Source organism: Pseudomonas sp. RA_15y_Pfl2_54, assembly GCF_963971015.1.
GTDB classification, from domain to species: Bacteria; Pseudomonadota; Gammaproteobacteria; order Pseudomonadales; family Pseudomonadaceae; genus Aquipseudomonas; species Aquipseudomonas baetica_A.
Window position 1 is genome coordinate 131,102 of sequence record NZ_CAXAPN010000004.1, and the last position, 14,857, is coordinate 145,958.

The following is a 14,857-nucleotide window of genomic DNA, read 5'->3' on the forward strand; positions in this document are numbered from 1 at the left end:
GAGGATAATCACGCTTCATTAACGTTCTGGTTTCAACGCATGCAATACGCTTTTCCCCTGCTGGCGATTTTTATCTGGGCCGGCAACACCGTGATCAACAAGCTCGCCGTCGGCGCGATCTTCCCGGCCGAAATCGGTTTCTACCGCTGGCTGCTCGCCGGCTTGCTGTTCACCCCGTTCATGCTCAAACCGGTGATTGCCCACTGGTCGAAGATCCGCCCGAACCTGGGCAAAATCTTTGTGCTCGGGGTGCTCGGCATGGCGGTGTACCAAAGCCTCGCCTATTTCGCAGCGACCCTGACCACAGCGACCAACATGGGCATCATCCTGTCGCTGATGCCCTTGATGTCGCTGGCCATGGCGATCATCAGCCTGGGCCAGCGCCTGACCGCCGGTGCATTGGTCGGTGCCGTGCTGTCGTTTGCCGGTGTGCTGGTGGTGGTGTCGTCCGGCAGCCTCGGCGCGCTGCTGCAACACGGGGTGAATCTGGGGGACGCGATGATGCTGATCGCCACCCTGGCGTACGCGGTTTACAGCACGTTGCTGAAGAAATGGCAGCTGCGTTTGCCGCCGCTGGTGTTGCTGTATTTGCAGGTGCTGGTGGCGATTGTGGTGTTGTTTCCGCTGTTTGCTGTTTCGCCGAAAACCGGCCTGACCCTGCAGAACATTCCGCTGGTGTTGTACGCGTGTCTGTTGGCTTCGATGCTGGCGCCATTGGCGTGGATGCAGGCGGTGCAGCGCCTGGGGCCGAGCCGCACCACACTGTTCTTTAACCTGCTGCCGTTGATCACGGCGCTGATTGCGGCGCTGGTGCTAAAGGAGCAATTGGCGATGTATCACTTGGTCGGCGGGTTGTTGACCTTGGGAGGGGTGATTCTTTCCGAGCGCTGGACCACCGTGCTGGGCCATAAACGCCGCGTTGCCTGATCCGGCCTCTTCGCGAGCAAGCCCACTGCCCCATTTGGCCTGCATTTTCCTGTGGGGGCGGGCTTGCTCGCGAAGAACGCTCACTTGGGCTGACCGCTAGACCCCGGCAGCCTTGAGCCGCGCCGCATGCTCGACAAACAGCCGCACCGGATCAGCCCCCTTCCCGACCAGCCCCAGCGACTGGTTGACGATGTCGAAATGATCCAGAGGAAAGTCATCGCCAATCACCGTGCCCAGATGCGAGCTGTAACGCCCGACCATGCCGTCACACTGCCCCGCTTCACGTTCGAACGTCGTGGCAAACAGCCGACAGCTGCGATGGGTGCCGTCAAACAGATTACCGCCGCGATCGGTCTTGCCCGGCTGTAACGTCCCCGACCACGAGTAATAACGCACGCCATTGACCACTTCCGGCCCGTGCCCGCCCCAGGTGTCGGGCAGCCCCTGTGGATAACGCTGATTGAACAGCGCCACGCCTGCTGTCGTCAGCGAGTGATGCGAGGCATGGATATCCACCGGCAGTTTCGGCCCGTGATAACCGGTGTCGAGTAACGCCATCATCCAGCCGATAGCGCGTAGCAACGCATCAAGAACGCGCCCTTTGGCACTGTCCGCGGGGTAGTGCTTGAGCAGGTAATCGGCCAGCTCCGAACCGTGATTGGGCCCGGCGACCGAGGTCACCGAAGCCACCAGATCCGGACGTTTGGCCGCCGCATAACGCGCCGTCAGCGAGCCTTGGCTGTGACCGAACAGGTTGACCTTGGCCGCGCCGGTCTCGCGCAAAATCTCCTCGATGCGCCGCAGCAACTGCTCACCGCGCACCTCGGTCGAGTTGAGCGGCGACACCTGCACGGCAATCACCGTCGCACCACCACGGCGCAACGCCTTGATGATCCCGAACCAATACGGATAAAACACCAGCCGGATAAACCCGAGCATGCCCGGCACCAGCACCAGTGGATAACGCGTCGACATGGGCAAACATCCTTGTGGTCGGTGAGTGGATGCAAGGCGTGCAAAACGCCCGCCAAGCATCCGCCCTGAACATGACAACTCGATGAGCAGCCTGCCCCCCCCGCCACCATCAGCCCCACCGGTAAGCATTTGGATGACGGGCGTCAAGACCGCAAAAAATCCCATAAAACTTTTTGCGTCGCTCAAGACTCACAACCTGGGTAGGCGATCACGACTGTAGAACGTGGCGCCAATCGGATTAGCCTCCAGGAGACTGAAATGAGCGACCTGCATTTGTCTGATGTTCAAACCCTGCGCGAGCGCGCACGGCAACACGTTGAAAACGGTGCCGTCACCGAAAGCTACAGCGCCAACCGTGAAGAGGTGCTGCGCTTGCTCAACGAATCGCTGGCCACCGAACTGGTCTGCGTCTTGCGCTACAAGCGCCACTACTTCATGGCCAACGGTTTGAAAGCCAGCGTGGCCGCCGACGAATTCCTCGAACACGCCATTCAGGAAGCGCAGCACGCTGACCGCCTGGCTGAACGCATTGTGCAATTGGGCGGCGAGCCTGAGTTCAACCCCGACCTGTTGTCCAAGATGTCCCACGCCCAGTACGTGGCCGGCAACACCTTGAAGGAAATGGTCTACGAAGACCTCGTGGCCGAACGGATCGCTATCGACAGCTACCGCGAGATCATTCAGTACATCGGTGATAAAGACCCGACCACCCGGCGTATCTTCGAAGATATTCTGGCTCAGGAAGAAGAACATGCCGATGACATGGCGGACATTCTGAACGACCTCTAAACCTTCGAAATTGCCATCGCGGGCAAACCCGCGATGGCGTCCTGACAGGCGCTGTAGATTTACTTGCTTGGCTTGACGGTCACCGGCGCCTTGCCCGCCTTCATCTGCTCAAGCAGCGGCGCACACTGATTCGGCTCTGCGCCACTGGGCGCCACCAACGCCAGCAGCCCTGCCGCCGGTGCAGCAATCACCCCCAACGCCACCATCCCCGCCCCGCGCAGCAACAGCGGCACCGCTTTGACCCCGGCATCGGGCTTGATGAACTTGCCACGCACATACAGCGGCGAGCGCAGCGAGATCAGACGCCAGCCCTTGGATTCGGGGGTCACCGTCAGGTCCAGTTGCTCGGTGGCCATGTTCGCTGTGCCGTCGACGTAAATGATCGCGTTCTCGGTATCAAAGACAAACAGTCGCGTGGTCGCCAAACCGGTCTTGATGTCGAAGTCCGCCGCCGCGCAGTTGATCTTCACTTCCTTGTCGCCAAAGATCTTGCCGACCACGTAGTTGCCGACGTTGAGACCGGCCAGCTCCATCAACTCACGACTGATCGCGCCGTCGTTGATCAGCATCTTCAGGCTGCCGTTGGCGCCGCCCAGCAACTTGGCAACCGAGTTGCCGCGACCACTGATATCGGCATCGCCATTGAGCTCACCAAAACTGGTCTTCATGGGCTCAAACGTCGGGAACAGTTCCTTGAGTTTGAACTTGCGCGCAGTCAATCTGGCCCGGCCTTCCAAAGGTTCGGTGCGCCCGTTGAGGCGGATCTGTGCGTCGAGATTGCCGCCCGCGACGCCGAAGCGCAGCGGTTCCAGGCTGAGCTCACCGTCATCGAGTTTCAGATGGGTATAGAGGTCGGTGAGCGGCAGTTTTTCACTGTGGACGATGCGCTTGCCGGTGAATTCAACATCCGCGTCCATCGCCCGCCAGCGGTCGGTCTTGAATGCCTCGACCGGCAGCACTTTATCGGCCGGTTGCTTGCTCTCGCCGCCCCGGGCCTTTTGCTTGTCATTGGCGTCAGCACCGATCAACGGCGCGAGGTCAGCGAACAGCAATTGATTGGATACCAGCGCGCCGCTGAGTTTTGGCCGTGGCTGGCTGGCGATGTAGGTCAGGTCGCCATGGATGTCGCTGCCGCCGATCTTGCCGTTGAATTGCTCATAGGTGAATGTCGCGCCCGCCGCGTCATGCAGCTTGGCGATCAGATGGCCGTCGGTTGCATACGGGGGCGTATCCGGCAGGGTCACGCCGGTCAGCGGGTAGAGGTTGCCGAGGCTGGCACCGGCCAGTTTCAGGCGCAGGTCGAGGGCGCCGAGGTTGAGCGGGTCGGTCAGGGTGCCGGCCGATTCAATGCGGGTGTCGCCGATTTTCGCCTGGGCTTGCAGCGGGAACGGTTTGCTCGCGTCCTGCAACGCCAACAACCCGCCGATCTTGCCTTGGCCGGTGAGGTTCTGGCCGTGATATTGGCCGTTGACCTTCAACGCGAACGCGTAGTCTTGTGGCGCGCCGCCCTTGTCCTGTGCGGTTTTGGCGGCTTTATCACCGACGATTTCGCTGAACGGAATCGGCTTGCCCAGCGGATCGATCAGCACATCCAGCTTGGTCTTGAGGGTTTGATCATCAAGCGTCACATGGCCCTTGTCGAAACCGATGGCGCCGATATCGACCACCCAGTTCGACGGTTCGGCATTCGGGTCCTTGGGATCAAACGTGAACGTCCAGTTGGCCCGGCCATCGGCCAGGCGTTGCAGCTCAGCGTTGGGCTCGGTCAGGTCGATGCGCGGGATGACCACACGTTGCGCCAACAACGCCAGAGGCGAGATGCGCAGCTCAACGCGCTTGAGCGTGACCATCTGCGGCGTCTTCGACCAGCCCGGATTGCCCAGGCTCAAGTCCTCGGCGACCACATGCGGCCAGGGTATCCAGGCACGCCAGCCCCCTTCATCCGGTTCACGCTGCCAGATCACCGCCAGGTTGCCGTTAATGGCAAATGGTCGATGCAGTTCTTGCGAGACTTTGGCATTGAGCGGCGGTTTGATCCGGTTCCAGTCGAAGAACACGATGATCAGGACCAGCACGGCCAAGAGCAGCACAAGGGTGGCGAAGGTCCAACTGAAGATTTTTCCGGTGCGCGTCATGCACAAAGCTCCTGATGACGACCGCACGCCCACATCACGGCGAACGGCTGAAACGGCGGGCCAAAGCGGCCCTCATGAATTCTGTGACTGGCAAAAGGCCCGCAGGTTTAATCGAAAGCCGGATCTGGGCGGAAAAAGCCACGCAAATCTGACCGATTGGTCGAACAGCGTTACCGCCCCCCGCACTTTTGTGAGGCGCGAGTGGGTCGAAAATACCCACCAAGGTGCAAAACCGTCACCCTGAAAGGCCCGTTCTAGAGCCTCCCGTCAGAACAATCAATTCTGTTGATTATTACCATTGCGTTTATGAACTTTTATATCGACTTATCGAGAGTAGCATTGCCCTCGTACCCACTTTATCGCCCTCCCAAGGAGCAACCCATCATGAAACGCCAATTACTGCTCAGCCTTACCCTGTCGATGCTAGCCAGCACTGCTTTCGCCCTGCCCGCTGCCGAACAGGCGACTCCACAAGTCAAAACCAGCTACTCCGTGTTCAGCCAGACCGTTGCTGCTGACGGTTCCGACCGCACGCCACAAGGCCAGACCCTGGCTGAAGATGGCTACGACAAAACTCCACAAGGCCAGGCGCTCGCCGAAAACGGTCGCAACCGCCTCGAACAAAAAGGCCTGGTTGAAGACGGTTACGACAAAACCCCACAAGGCCAGGCGCTCGCCGAAGGTGGTGGTGACCGTGTGATCGAACGCAACGCCGCTTTAAGCTAAGCCCGTGGTGGCCTGGAAAAAAAGCCCAATTCCCCGATTGGGCTTTTGACTTTTCAGCCACAGCGTTAAAGAAGTCGCGATTTCCCTCCGTTGCATCCCCGCTGCCGTTCGACGCCGATAAAGCCGATTTGCTAGAGTGCGGCGCTTGTCCTGCCAAAGAACACGTCCTGCGATGCTGCCCCGCGCCGAACAGAAACAACAGACCCGCAACGCCCTGATGGACGCTGCCCGCCACTTGATGGAAAGCGGCCGAGGATTCGGCAGCCTGAGCCTGCGCGAAGTGACGAAAACCGCCGGAATCGTGCCCACCGGTTTCTATCGGCATTTTGCCGATATGGACGAATTGGGCTTGGTGCTGGTGAGTGAAGTCGGCCAGACCTTCCGCGAGACCATCCGCTTGGTGCGCCACAACGAATTCGTCATGGGCGGCATTATCGATGCGTCGGTGCGCATCTTTCTTGATGTGGTCAGCGCCAACCGTTCGCAATTTCTGTTTCTGGCCCGTGAGCAGTACGGCGGCTCGCAACCGGTGCGACAGGCGATTGGCCGCTTGCGCGAAAACATCAGCGCAGACCTGGCGGCTGACCTTGGGCTGATGCCCAAGCTTCAGCACCTGGACGCAGCCGGCCTGAGCGTGATGGCCGACCTGATCGTCAAATCCGTTTTCGCCACCCTGCCGGACATCATCGACCCGCCCGCCGAAGCCTTGCCGGAGCATCTGACGCCTCAGGCGAAGATCACCCAGCAATTGCGCTTCATCTTTATCGGTCTCAAGCACTGGCAAGGGCTGGGCAGTACCGAATAACCCTCCTCCCTCCAAATAGTCATACATCTCCTGTGGGAGGGGGCTTGCTCCCGAATGCAGTGTGCCCGTCGAAACATGCCTGCCTGACACACCGCTTTCGGGAGCAAGCCCCCTCCCACAATTGGATCAGCGTCTCGGCCTCCATTTGGTGCATGTAAAAATCTTCATGCACCAAAACCTCTCAAACTCCCGCAACATCTTGAAACATTCACTACGCTCCGACAGGGATTTCCTACATCTCGTCCGATTGGCAAGCCCCTTGCTCTAGCCTGAGTATTGTCCACTGCTGGAAGCTTTCCGATGCTGGTGATTCATCGCAGAATCGACCCTCAACCCCTCTGGGCCGCCGAGTTGCACCTGACCTTCGAAGCACGGAGCAAAAGCCGTTTGCGCTGTTTCAGTGCCGAAGGTGAAGACGTCGGGTTGTTTTTGGAGCGCGGTCAGGCACCGCTGTATGACGGCGAATGCCTACAGGCTGAAGACGGACGCATCGTTCGAGTTTGCGCCCGCCCCGAACAACTGCTGCACGTCACCTGCGCCAATGCCTTTGAACTGACCCGCGCCGCTTACCACTTGGGCAATCGCCACGTTGCCCTGCAAGTCGGCGAGGGCTGGCTGCGTTTGCTCGATGATTACGTGCTCAAGGCGATGCTCGAGCAACTCGGCGCGCAGGTCGAAGCCATCGAAGCGCCGTTCCAGCCGGAGCACGGTGCCTACGGCGGCGGCCATCACCATTCGCGCCACGGCGACGAAGACTTCAACTACGCGCCCAAACTCCACCAGTTCGGCGTGCGTCTGTGAATCCGGCCTGGGCGCTGTTGCGCCTGGCCAGTCCGCAATTGCCGATTGGCGGCTACAGCTATTCCCAAGGCCTGGAAATGGCGGTGGATAACGGCCGGGTCAACAACCCGGACAGCGCTCGCCGCTGGATCAGTGATCAGTTGCTGCTCAACCTCGCCCGATTCGAAGCGCCGCTGCTGCTCGCCCATTGTCAGGCCGCGGCGGATGAAAACTGGGGCGAACTGCTGCAGATCTGCGAAACCCACCGCGCCAGCCGTGAGACCCGCGAGTTGCATCTGGAGAGCCGGCAGATGGGTTACTCGTTGCAGCAACTGCTCAACGGCTTGCCGGAACTGGACGCACCCGCACGCGATTTTCTTGAGCAGTGCACCGAACCGCATCTGGCCCTCGGCTGGGCGCTGGCCGCCCGTGCCTGGGGCATCAGCCCGCAGGACGCCCTCGCCGCGTGGCTGTGGAGCTGGCTGGAAAACCAGCTGGCCGTTCTGATGAAAACCCTGCCGCTGGGCCAGCAAGCCGCCCAGCGCCTGACCAGCGAACTGCTGCCGCTGCTACAACAGGCACAGCAGGACGCCACCCGAATCAACCCCGAACACATCGGCAGCGCCGCGTTCGGTCTGTCCCTGGCGTGCATGGCCCATGAGCGCCAGTACAGCCGCCTGTTCCGTTCCTAGGGCCCGTTATTTTGGAGAAGCATATGAACACACAACCTCTGCGCGTCGGCATCGGCGGCCCGGTCGGTTCCGGCAAAACCGCATTGACCCTGGCCCTGTGTCTGGCACTGCGCGAGCGCTACAACCTCGCCGTGGTCACCAATGACATCTATACCCGCGAAGACGCCGATTTTCTGGTGCGCAATGAAGCCCTGGCACCGGAGCGGATCATCGGCGTGGAAACCGGTGGCTGCCCGCACACGGCGATCCGCGAGGACGCCTCGATCAACCTCGAAGCGGTCGATCAACTGAACCGACGCTTCCCGGGGCTGGATCTGATTCTGGTGGAGTCCGGCGGCGACAATCTTTCGGCGACGTTCAGCCCGGAACTGTCCGACCTGACGATCTACGTGATCGATGTTTCGGCCGGCGACAAGCTGCCGCGCAAGGGCGGGCCGGGTATTTGCAAGTCCGACCTGCTGGTGATCAACAAGATCGATCTCGCCCCGCTGGTCGGCGCCTCGCTGGACATGATGGACAGCGACACAAAACGCATGCGCAACGGCAAGCCGTTTGTGTTCAGCAACCAGAAAACCGGTCAGGGCCTGGAAGCGATCATCGCCTTCATCGAACGCCAGGGCCTGCTGACCGCAGCCTGATTCACTTATCAACAAGGAAGCTTATCCATGACATTCAAACGTATTCTGGGCGCCCTGGCGCTGCTGCTGACCCCGGCGCTGGCCTTTGCTCACCCAGGGCATGGCGACAGTGGCTTGATCGCGGGTATCAGCCATCCGATGGGCGGCCTCGATCATTTGCTGGCGATGATTGCCGTCGGTTTGTGGGCGGCTCAGCAGCAAGGCGCGGCGCGTTGGGCGCTGCCGTGCACCTTCGTCGGCACCATGTTGATCGGCGGCATGCTCGGTTTTGAAGGGCTGGAGTTGCCGGCACTGGAAAGCGGGATTGCGGCGTCGGTGCTGGCGCTGGGCCTGGCGGTTGCGCTGGCGGTGCGTCCGCCATTGGTGATGGCGGTGGCGGCGACGGCGTTGTTTGCGCTGTTCCATGGTGTCGCGCATGGCCTGGAGTTGCCGGACATGTCGAGTCCCTGGGCGTATGCGACAGGATTTGTGGCGGCGACCGCTGCGCTGCATGCCGCTGGTTATGCGGTGGTTCGCTTTCTGCCTCAGGCTGCTGCGCCGCTGGTGCGCCTGGCGGGTGCTGCTTCGGCGGTGACGGGTGCGTGGTTGCTGGCGGGCTGATCTCTATCGCCTGATCGGCCCCTTCGCGAGCAAGCCCGCTCCCACAATGGATTGATGGTCCATACAAAACCTGTGGGGAGCAGGCTTGCTCGCGAAGACGGCCGATCAGACACCGCATCGCTCCCCCCATGCTGTCTGCTACCATGTCGCGCAATCGCCCCAGCCGTGACGACGTCCGCCCATGCCCCTCGCTTCCCGCTCCAAGTCCCTGCCTGAATTGACCGCCCTGTTCAGCGACGTGCAACAGCATTTCGTCAACGTGATCGTGCCCCTCTGGCAAGGCCCGGGCTGGAACGCCGACATGGCGCTGCCTTACGAGGCGCTGGACGCCGCGCATCAGCCGCTGCCACCGCAACGCTATCGGGCGATGGCCTGCGCGCGACAGCTATATCTGTTTTCCAGCCTGATCGGGGTTGTGGATAACGCCGAAGATCGCGCGGCCGCGCTGTTTCGCTCGCTGCAACGACACTTCCACGATGGCGAACATGGCGGCTGGTTCTACAGCATTGATCCACAGGGCAAACCGCTGGATCAGCGCAAGGATCTCTATACCCACGCCTTTATCCTGTTCGCCTGCGCACATTACTGGGACAAGTCCCGTGAGCCGCTGGTGGAGTCGACGCTCAATGCCGCACTGGAAATCATCGGCCGCCGTTTTGCGACCGGTGACGGCTTGTACGAAGCGTGCCTTGAGCGCGACTGGATCACCCTGCAAACCGGCCCGTTGCAGAACCCGCTGATGCACTTGGCCGAAGCCTTTCTCGCGACCTTGTCAGTGCGTGAAGACGCGGCAACGCAACAAGCGCTCGTTGAGTTATGCACAGCCATGCACAAGCGGTTCATCGATCCACAACATGGCGTGTTGATGGAGAAACCGCTCGGGGCTGTGGATAACTGGTACGAGCCGGGGCACCAGTTCGAGTGGTACTTCCTGCTGCAATCCTCGGCGCTGTTGCGCGGCTCGAAACTGCATTCGGCGCTGGACAAGGCGTTCGCGTTTACCGAGCAATTCGGTGTGCAGCAGCCGTGCGGCGCCGTGCGGGCGATGCTTGATCTGGAACTGGACGGACGCCCGAAAGATTCGACTCAACGGATCTGGGCGCAGGCCGAATATCTGCGGGCGCTGACCTTACGCCCCGACAGCGAGGCTGTGGTGCTGCATCAATTGCAAGCATTGCAACAGCGCTTTCTGCATGCCGGTGGCTGGCATGAGTGCCGCGATGAACAAGGTGACGTCAGCCGCAAGGACATGCCTTCGACCACGCCCTATCACCTTGCGACCTGCTACAGCGGACTGGCGGCCTATCTTCGTTGATGGGCTGCCTGTGACCTGTGCCAAGCGTGCTCGCTCGGCACAGGCTGCTGGCTCTAAACCTTGTTGCGCTCGATGGCAAAACCCGCCCAGGTCTGGCTCACCGGCATCAGCTCAAGGCTGTTGATGTTGATGTGCGCCGGCGCATTCATGACCCAGAAAATCGTCTCGGCGATGTCCTGCGGCTGGATCGGCTCGGCACCGGCGTAGGTCGCGTTGTAACGCTCCTGATCGCCGGCAAAACGCACCAGCGAAAACTCGCTTTCACACAGCCCCGGCTCAATGTTGCTGACCCGCACACCCGTGCCCTGCAAGTCGCAACGCAGGTTCAGCGAGAACTGCTTAACGAACGCCTTGGTCGCGCCGTACACATGGCTGCCCGGATACGGATAGTTGCCGGCGATAGAACCAAGATTGACGATGCCAGCGCCACGACCGTGGGCGATCAGGCGCGGCAGCAGCAAACGCGTGGCGTACATCAGGCCTTTGACGTTGGTGTCGACCATCGTGTCCCAGTCATCCAGATCGCATTTCGGCGCAGGGTCGACGCCCAGCGCCAGACCGGCGTTGTTGATCAGGCCACGCAGCTTGGCGAACGATGGCGGCAGGTTGGCAATCGCCGCCTCCATCGCCTTGCGATCACGCACATCGAGCACCAGGCCATGCACTTCGGTTTGCCTGGACAGTTCGGCGCACAGGGCATTGAGGCGTTCTTCACGACGGCCGGTCAGCACCAGTTTCCAGCCAGCCTCGGCAAAACGGCGGGCACAGGCTTCACCAAAACCGGACGTCGCGCCGGTGATAAACAGGGTGTTGGACATCGTGTTCTCCTTGCTTCGGCCGCCAAGGCAGCCCTTGAAATAGAAAATCAGGTGGCAGCATGCCCGGCCTCGCAATCACGAGCAACACTCGCGAACTGTGCAAAAAACAACCAGCAGCGCCAACGCTATAGCGAACGTGGCTTGTAGCCATGTGCACGCACCTTATCCACAGGCCCTTCCACAGTTTCCGGGGGCAAGTGGAAACGCGTAAAGCCTCGCCACACAAGGCTTTGCGGGACGAATAGAAAGTTTTTTGCTTGACCCTGAAGCGGCAGATGTGCGGGACATGGCATTTTGCACGACCGAGCAGTCACCGCGATGATTGCGCGAAGCCAGTCATTACGCCGCTTAGCGGAGTCTTTCCAGAGTTTAATCACAGACTTATCCACAGCCTGACCAACCTCGGGTCGACGGCAATACACGCCCCATAAAAAGGTTGACAACGGCGTCTGTCACTCACGCAAAAAAGCCTGATCAAAAAACAATCACACGCCTGAAAGCCACGGTTTCAAAGGCTCGCAGCCAGCTACTACCACGTTATTCACAGCCGGCTCCACAGCAAACGGGGACAAGTCAAAACTGTGGAAAAACAGCCAATTGCAGCGTCTATATGTCGCGCTTTGGCAGGTTGGGGAATTTGTTTTCCACAATTCTGGAACTTGCGCATATCAACTGCGGGAGCGAGCTTGCGCCCACAAGGGGCTGTGGTGGTTCGAGGAATGAAAAAGCCCCGGGACTTGCGTCGCCGGGGCTGTGTGTATCTGGGGATAACTCAGTGCCCGCCCAGATAGGCGTTACGCACCTCCTCGTTCACCAGCAACTCTTTCCCCGTACCCGTGAGGCGAATCTCGCCGTTGACCATCACATACGCCCGATCCGACAGCTTCAGCGCATGGTTGGCGTTCTGCTCGACGAGGAAAATGGTCATGCCGGTTTTCGCCAGCTCGCGCAGAGTGGCGAAAATCTGCTTCACCACAATCGGCGCCAGGCCCAGGCTCGGCTCATCGAGCAGCAACAACTTCGGCCGGCTCATCAACGCGCGGGCGATGGCGAGCATCTGCTGTTCGCCGCCAGACATGGTCATCGCTCGCTGATTGCGCCGTTCTTCAAGCCGTGGAAACAGCGTGAACATGCGCTGCATATCCTCTTTGGCGTGTTTGTCGCCAATCGGGATGGTGCCCATCAACAGGTTTTCCTCGACGGTCATGTCGGGGAACACCCGTCGTCCTTCTGGCGACTGCGCGATGCCGTTGGAGGCGATGTAGTGCGAAGACTTGTGGGTAATGTCGACGCCTTGATAGAGGATCTGCCCGCTCGCCGCTCGCGGCTGGCCGAAGATCGACATCAGCAACGTCGACTTGCCCGCGCCGTTGGAGCCAATCAGGCTGACGGTTTCGCCTTCATTGATCTGCAGCGAAACACCCTTGAGTGCCTGGATCGGACCGTAGAACACGTCGAGGTCTTTGAGTTCGAGGATCGGTTGAGTCATACCAGCTCCTCTTCGTCGGCGCCCAGATAGGCGGCAATCACTTTTGGATCGTTACGGATGGCTTCGGGCCCGCCCTCGGCGATAACGATACCGTGGTCCAGCACCACAATGTGGTCGGAAATGCTCATGACCATGCCCATGTCGTGTTCGATCAGCACCACGGTCAGATCGTGCTCGTCGCGCAGCAGCCGGATCATCGCGCTCAGCGCTTCGGTTTCCTGAGGGTTGAGGCCGGCGGCCGGTTCGTCGAGACAGATGATCTGCGGCCGTGTGCACATGGCCCGGGCGATCTCCAGTCGGCGTTGCTGGCCGTAGGAGAGCTCACCGGCCAGACGGTTGGCGCAGTCCACCAGATCGACCACTTCCAGCCAATAGAACGCACAATCGAGCGCGTCGCTTTCGGATTTGCGATAGCCCTTGGTGTTGAGGATGCCGGCCAGCATGTTGCGGTTGACCCACATGTGCTGGGCCACCAGCAGGTTTTCCAGTACCGACATTTCCTTGAACAGGCGAATGTTCTGGAACGTGCGGGCCAGCCCTGCGCGGTTCACCAGGTGAGTGCCACCGAACATCTTGTAGTACATCCGGCTGAGGAAGCTTTTCGGCGAAACGAAATCGGTCGGTTTGAACGACTCGCCCAGCAATTGAATGACGTTGGTCTTCTGGCCGCGCACATTGAGTTCGATCTTGCCACCGGAGGCTTTGTAGAACCCGGTCAGGCAGTTGAACACCGTGGTCTTGCCGGCGCCATTGGGGCCGATCAGCGCGAAGATCGAATTGCGTTTGACCTTCAGGCTGACATCGCTCAACGCCTTGATGCCACCAAAATGCATCATCAGTTTTTCAACAGAGAGTACGACTTCACTCATGGCGCAGTCCTCTCGTAGTGAATGGCACCTTTGCGTGGAGTGACCCCGGAACGGCTGATGCGGATCAGCCCTCGTGGTCGCCAGATCATCATCAACACCATCAGGATGCCGAACAGCAGCACGCGATATTCGGCGAAGCCGCGCAGCAGTTCCGGGGCCACCGTGAGCACGAACGCCGCAATCACCACACCGATGGTCGAGCCCATGCCGCCGAGCACGACAATGGCCAGGATCAGCGCCGACTCGAAGAAGGTAAACGAGGTCGGGTTGACGAAACCTTGGTAGGTCGCGAAAAACACACCGGCCAGACCGGCCGTCGACGCACCGATGGTGAACGCCGACAGTTTGACCAGTACGTGGTTCAGGCCCATCGCACGGCAAGCGATTTCATCTTCACGCAAAGCTTCCCAGGCGCGGCCGACCGGCATCTTCACCAGACGATGCTTGATGTACAGCACGGCCAGCACCACCAGGAACAACACCGCGTAAATGAAGTAATACTTCACGTCAGAGTTGTAGGCGATGCCGAAGAACTCGTGAAACGGTATCCCACCCTCCTTCGCCCGTTTGCCGAACTCCAGACCGAAAAAGGTCGGCAGCGGTGCCGACATGCCATTCGGGCCGCCCGTCAGCGACAACCAGTTGTTGAGGATCAGACGAATGATTTCACCGAAGCCCAGGGTCACGATTGCCAGATAGTCGCCATGCAGGCGCAAGACCGGGAAACCGAGGATACAGCCGGCAAGGCCAGCCGTGATCGCCGCCAGCGGCAGCACGGTCCAGAAGCCCAGACCGAGATACTGGTAACCCAGCGCCAGCCCGTAGGCACCGATGGCGTAGAACGCCACGTAACCCAGATCGAGCAAACCGGCCAGGCCCACCACGATGTTCAGGCCCAAGCCCAGCAACACGTAAATCAACCCGAGGATGACCACGCCAAGCAGGTAGGAGTTAGAGAAGAACGGCACGGCCACGGCCAGCAGAATCAGTAACGGGATGATCCAGCGCAGGCTTGATTTGTGATCGGCTGGCAGCACATGCACGCCGGAACTGGTGCTCTCGAATCCGTCGAGAATCTTCAGCCCCTTGGGCGTTTGCAGGAACAGGCTGAGGGCAAATCGGCCAACCATGACGATGGCGATAATCCACGCCACACGGGTCGATTCGAGGTTGAAACTGTAGCCGTCGAGTACGACGCCGACAATCGGGCCAAACACGACCAAGGCAATGAGGCCGGCAAGAATCGACTCAACCAGGCTTTTTTTGATATCGATGTTTTTTTGAGTGGTTGAAGACATC

The 14,857-nt window shown here is 60.1% G+C and carries 15 protein-coding genes; 9 read left to right on the forward strand and 6 right to left on the reverse strand.

Annotated features, from left to right (window positions below):
* Positions 1 to 39: 39 nt before the first annotated feature.
* The gene (locus AACY50_RS04460) at positions 40 to 927 is read left to right on the forward strand and encodes a DMT family transporter (protein ID WP_339431805.1); all 888 of its coding nucleotides are present in this window, start codon (positions 40 to 42) and stop codon (positions 925 to 927) included.
* Positions 928 to 1,023: 96 nt separating this feature from the next.
* On the opposite strand, the gene AACY50_RS04465 is transcribed toward AACY50_RS04460, so the two are convergent.
* Entirely contained in the window at positions 1,024 to 1,902 is an 879-nt protein-coding gene (locus AACY50_RS04465) for a triacylglycerol lipase (protein ID WP_339431804.1), read from the reverse strand.
* Positions 1,903 to 2,160: 258 nt separating this feature from the next.
* On the opposite strand from AACY50_RS04465, the gene AACY50_RS04470 reads away from it, so the two are divergent.
* Positions 2,161 to 2,691: a ferritin-like domain-containing protein gene (locus tag AACY50_RS04470; protein WP_221732851.1), complete on the forward strand. Its 531-nt coding sequence runs from the start codon at positions 2,161 to 2,163 to the stop codon at positions 2,689 to 2,691.
* Between the two features lie 59 nt (positions 2,692 to 2,750).
* Here AACY50_RS04470 and AACY50_RS04475 read toward each other — a convergent pair whose 3' ends face one another.
* On the reverse strand, positions 2,751 to 4,826 hold the full coding sequence (locus tag AACY50_RS04475) for an AsmA family protein (RefSeq protein ID WP_339538212.1): 2,076 nt from the start codon (positions 4,824 to 4,826) through the stop codon (positions 2,751 to 2,753).
* 384 nt (positions 4,827 to 5,210) lie between these two features.
* Between AACY50_RS04475 and AACY50_RS04480 the strand changes: the two genes are divergently transcribed.
* The 7 genes from AACY50_RS04480 (at position 5,211) to AACY50_RS04510 (ending at position 10,382) form a co-directional block, all read left to right on the forward strand.
* Complete coding sequence (locus AACY50_RS04480) at positions 5,211 to 5,552, forward strand: hypothetical protein (protein WP_339431802.1); 342 nt, start codon at positions 5,211 to 5,213, stop codon at positions 5,550 to 5,552.
* A 172-nt stretch (positions 5,553 to 5,724) separates the two neighbouring features.
* Positions 5,725 to 6,357: a TetR family transcriptional regulator gene (locus tag AACY50_RS04485; protein WP_339431801.1), complete on the forward strand. Its 633-nt coding sequence runs from the start codon at positions 5,725 to 5,727 to the stop codon at positions 6,355 to 6,357.
* Positions 6,358 to 6,657: 300 nt separating this feature from the next.
* On the forward strand, positions 6,658 to 7,158 hold the full coding sequence (ureE, locus tag AACY50_RS04490) for an urease accessory protein UreE (RefSeq protein WP_339431800.1): 501 nt from the start codon (positions 6,658 to 6,660) through the stop codon (positions 7,156 to 7,158).
* Complete coding sequence (locus AACY50_RS04495) at positions 7,155 to 7,829, forward strand: urease accessory protein UreF (RefSeq protein WP_339431799.1); 675 nt, start codon at positions 7,155 to 7,157, stop codon at positions 7,827 to 7,829. Before ureE ends, AACY50_RS04495 begins: the two co-directional genes overlap by 4 nt.
* 23 nt (positions 7,830 to 7,852) lie before the next feature.
* On the forward strand, positions 7,853 to 8,467 hold the full coding sequence (gene ureG / locus AACY50_RS04500) for an urease accessory protein UreG (RefSeq protein ID WP_339431798.1): 615 nt from the start codon (positions 7,853 to 7,855) through the stop codon (positions 8,465 to 8,467).
* Between the two features lie 27 nt (positions 8,468 to 8,494).
* The gene (locus tag AACY50_RS04505; protein WP_339431797.1) at positions 8,495 to 9,067 is read left to right on the forward strand and encodes a HupE/UreJ family protein; all 573 of its coding nucleotides are present in this window, start codon (positions 8,495 to 8,497) and stop codon (positions 9,065 to 9,067) included.
* Positions 9,068 to 9,248: 181 nt separating this feature from the next.
* Entirely contained in the window at positions 9,249 to 10,382 is a 1,134-nt protein-coding gene (locus tag AACY50_RS04510; protein WP_339431796.1) for an AGE family epimerase/isomerase, read from the forward strand.
* 53 nt (positions 10,383 to 10,435) lie between these two features.
* Here the strand turns inward: AACY50_RS04510 and AACY50_RS04515 are convergent, their stop codons facing one another.
* The 4 genes from AACY50_RS04515 to livM form a co-directional block, all read right to left on the reverse strand.
* On the reverse strand, positions 10,436 to 11,200 hold the full coding sequence (locus tag AACY50_RS04515) for an SDR family oxidoreductase (protein ID WP_339431795.1): 765 nt from the start codon (positions 11,198 to 11,200) through the stop codon (positions 10,436 to 10,438).
* A 772-nt stretch (positions 11,201 to 11,972) separates the two neighbouring features.
* Complete coding sequence (locus AACY50_RS04520; protein ID WP_339431794.1) at positions 11,973 to 12,689, reverse strand: ABC transporter ATP-binding protein; 717 nt, start codon at positions 12,687 to 12,689, stop codon at positions 11,973 to 11,975.
* Positions 12,686 to 13,558: an ABC transporter ATP-binding protein gene (locus AACY50_RS04525; RefSeq protein WP_339538214.1), complete on the reverse strand. Its 873-nt coding sequence runs from the start codon at positions 13,556 to 13,558 to the stop codon at positions 12,686 to 12,688. Before AACY50_RS04525 ends, AACY50_RS04520 begins: the two co-directional genes overlap by 4 nt.
* The gene (gene livM, locus AACY50_RS04530) at positions 13,555 to 14,856 is read right to left on the reverse strand and encodes a high-affinity branched-chain amino acid ABC transporter permease LivM (RefSeq protein ID WP_339431792.1); all 1,302 of its coding nucleotides are present in this window, start codon (positions 14,854 to 14,856) and stop codon (positions 13,555 to 13,557) included. The genes AACY50_RS04525 and livM overlap by 4 nt, the downstream gene beginning before the upstream one ends.
* Between the last annotated feature and the right edge of the window lies 1 nt (position 14,857).

Coding starts and splice junctions, on each gene's coding strand:
- AACY50_RS04470 (WP_221732851.1), top strand. CDS start 2,161: ATGAGCGACCTGCATTTGTCTGATGTTCAAACCCTGCGCGAGCGCGCA.
- ureG (WP_339431798.1), top strand. CDS start 7,853: ATGAACACACAACCTCTGCGCGTCGGCATCGGCGGCCCGGTCGGTTCC.
- AACY50_RS04520 (WP_339431794.1), bottom strand. CDS start 12,689: ATGACTCAACCGATCCTCGAACTCAAAGACCTCGACGTGTTCTACGGT.
- AACY50_RS04485 (WP_339431801.1), top strand. CDS start 5,725: ATGCTGCCCCGCGCCGAACAGAAACAACAGACCCGCAACGCCCTGATG.
- AACY50_RS04460 (WP_339431805.1), top strand. CDS start 40: ATGCAATACGCTTTTCCCCTGCTGGCGATTTTTATCTGGGCCGGCAAC.
- AACY50_RS04475 (WP_339538212.1), bottom strand. CDS start 4,826: ATGACGCGCACCGGAAAAATCTTCAGTTGGACCTTCGCCACCCTTGTG.
- AACY50_RS04510 (WP_339431796.1), top strand. CDS start 9,249: ATGCCCCTCGCTTCCCGCTCCAAGTCCCTGCCTGAATTGACCGCCCTG.
- AACY50_RS04515 (WP_339431795.1), bottom strand. CDS start 11,200: ATGTCCAACACCCTGTTTATCACCGGCGCGACGTCCGGTTTTGGTGAA.
- AACY50_RS04465 (WP_339431804.1), bottom strand. CDS start 1,902: ATGTCGACGCGTTATCCACTGGTGCTGGTGCCGGGCATGCTCGGGTTT.
- ureE (WP_339431800.1), top strand. CDS start 6,658: ATGCTGGTGATTCATCGCAGAATCGACCCTCAACCCCTCTGGGCCGCC.
- AACY50_RS04525 (WP_339538214.1), bottom strand. CDS start 13,558: ATGAGTGAAGTCGTACTCTCTGTTGAAAAACTGATGATGCATTTTGGT.
- livM (WP_339431792.1), bottom strand. CDS start 14,856: ATGTCTTCAACCACTCAAAAAAACATCGATATCAAAAAAAGCCTGGTT.
- AACY50_RS04480 (WP_339431802.1), top strand. CDS start 5,211: ATGAAACGCCAATTACTGCTCAGCCTTACCCTGTCGATGCTAGCCAGC.
- AACY50_RS04505 (WP_339431797.1), top strand. CDS start 8,495: ATGACATTCAAACGTATTCTGGGCGCCCTGGCGCTGCTGCTGACCCCG.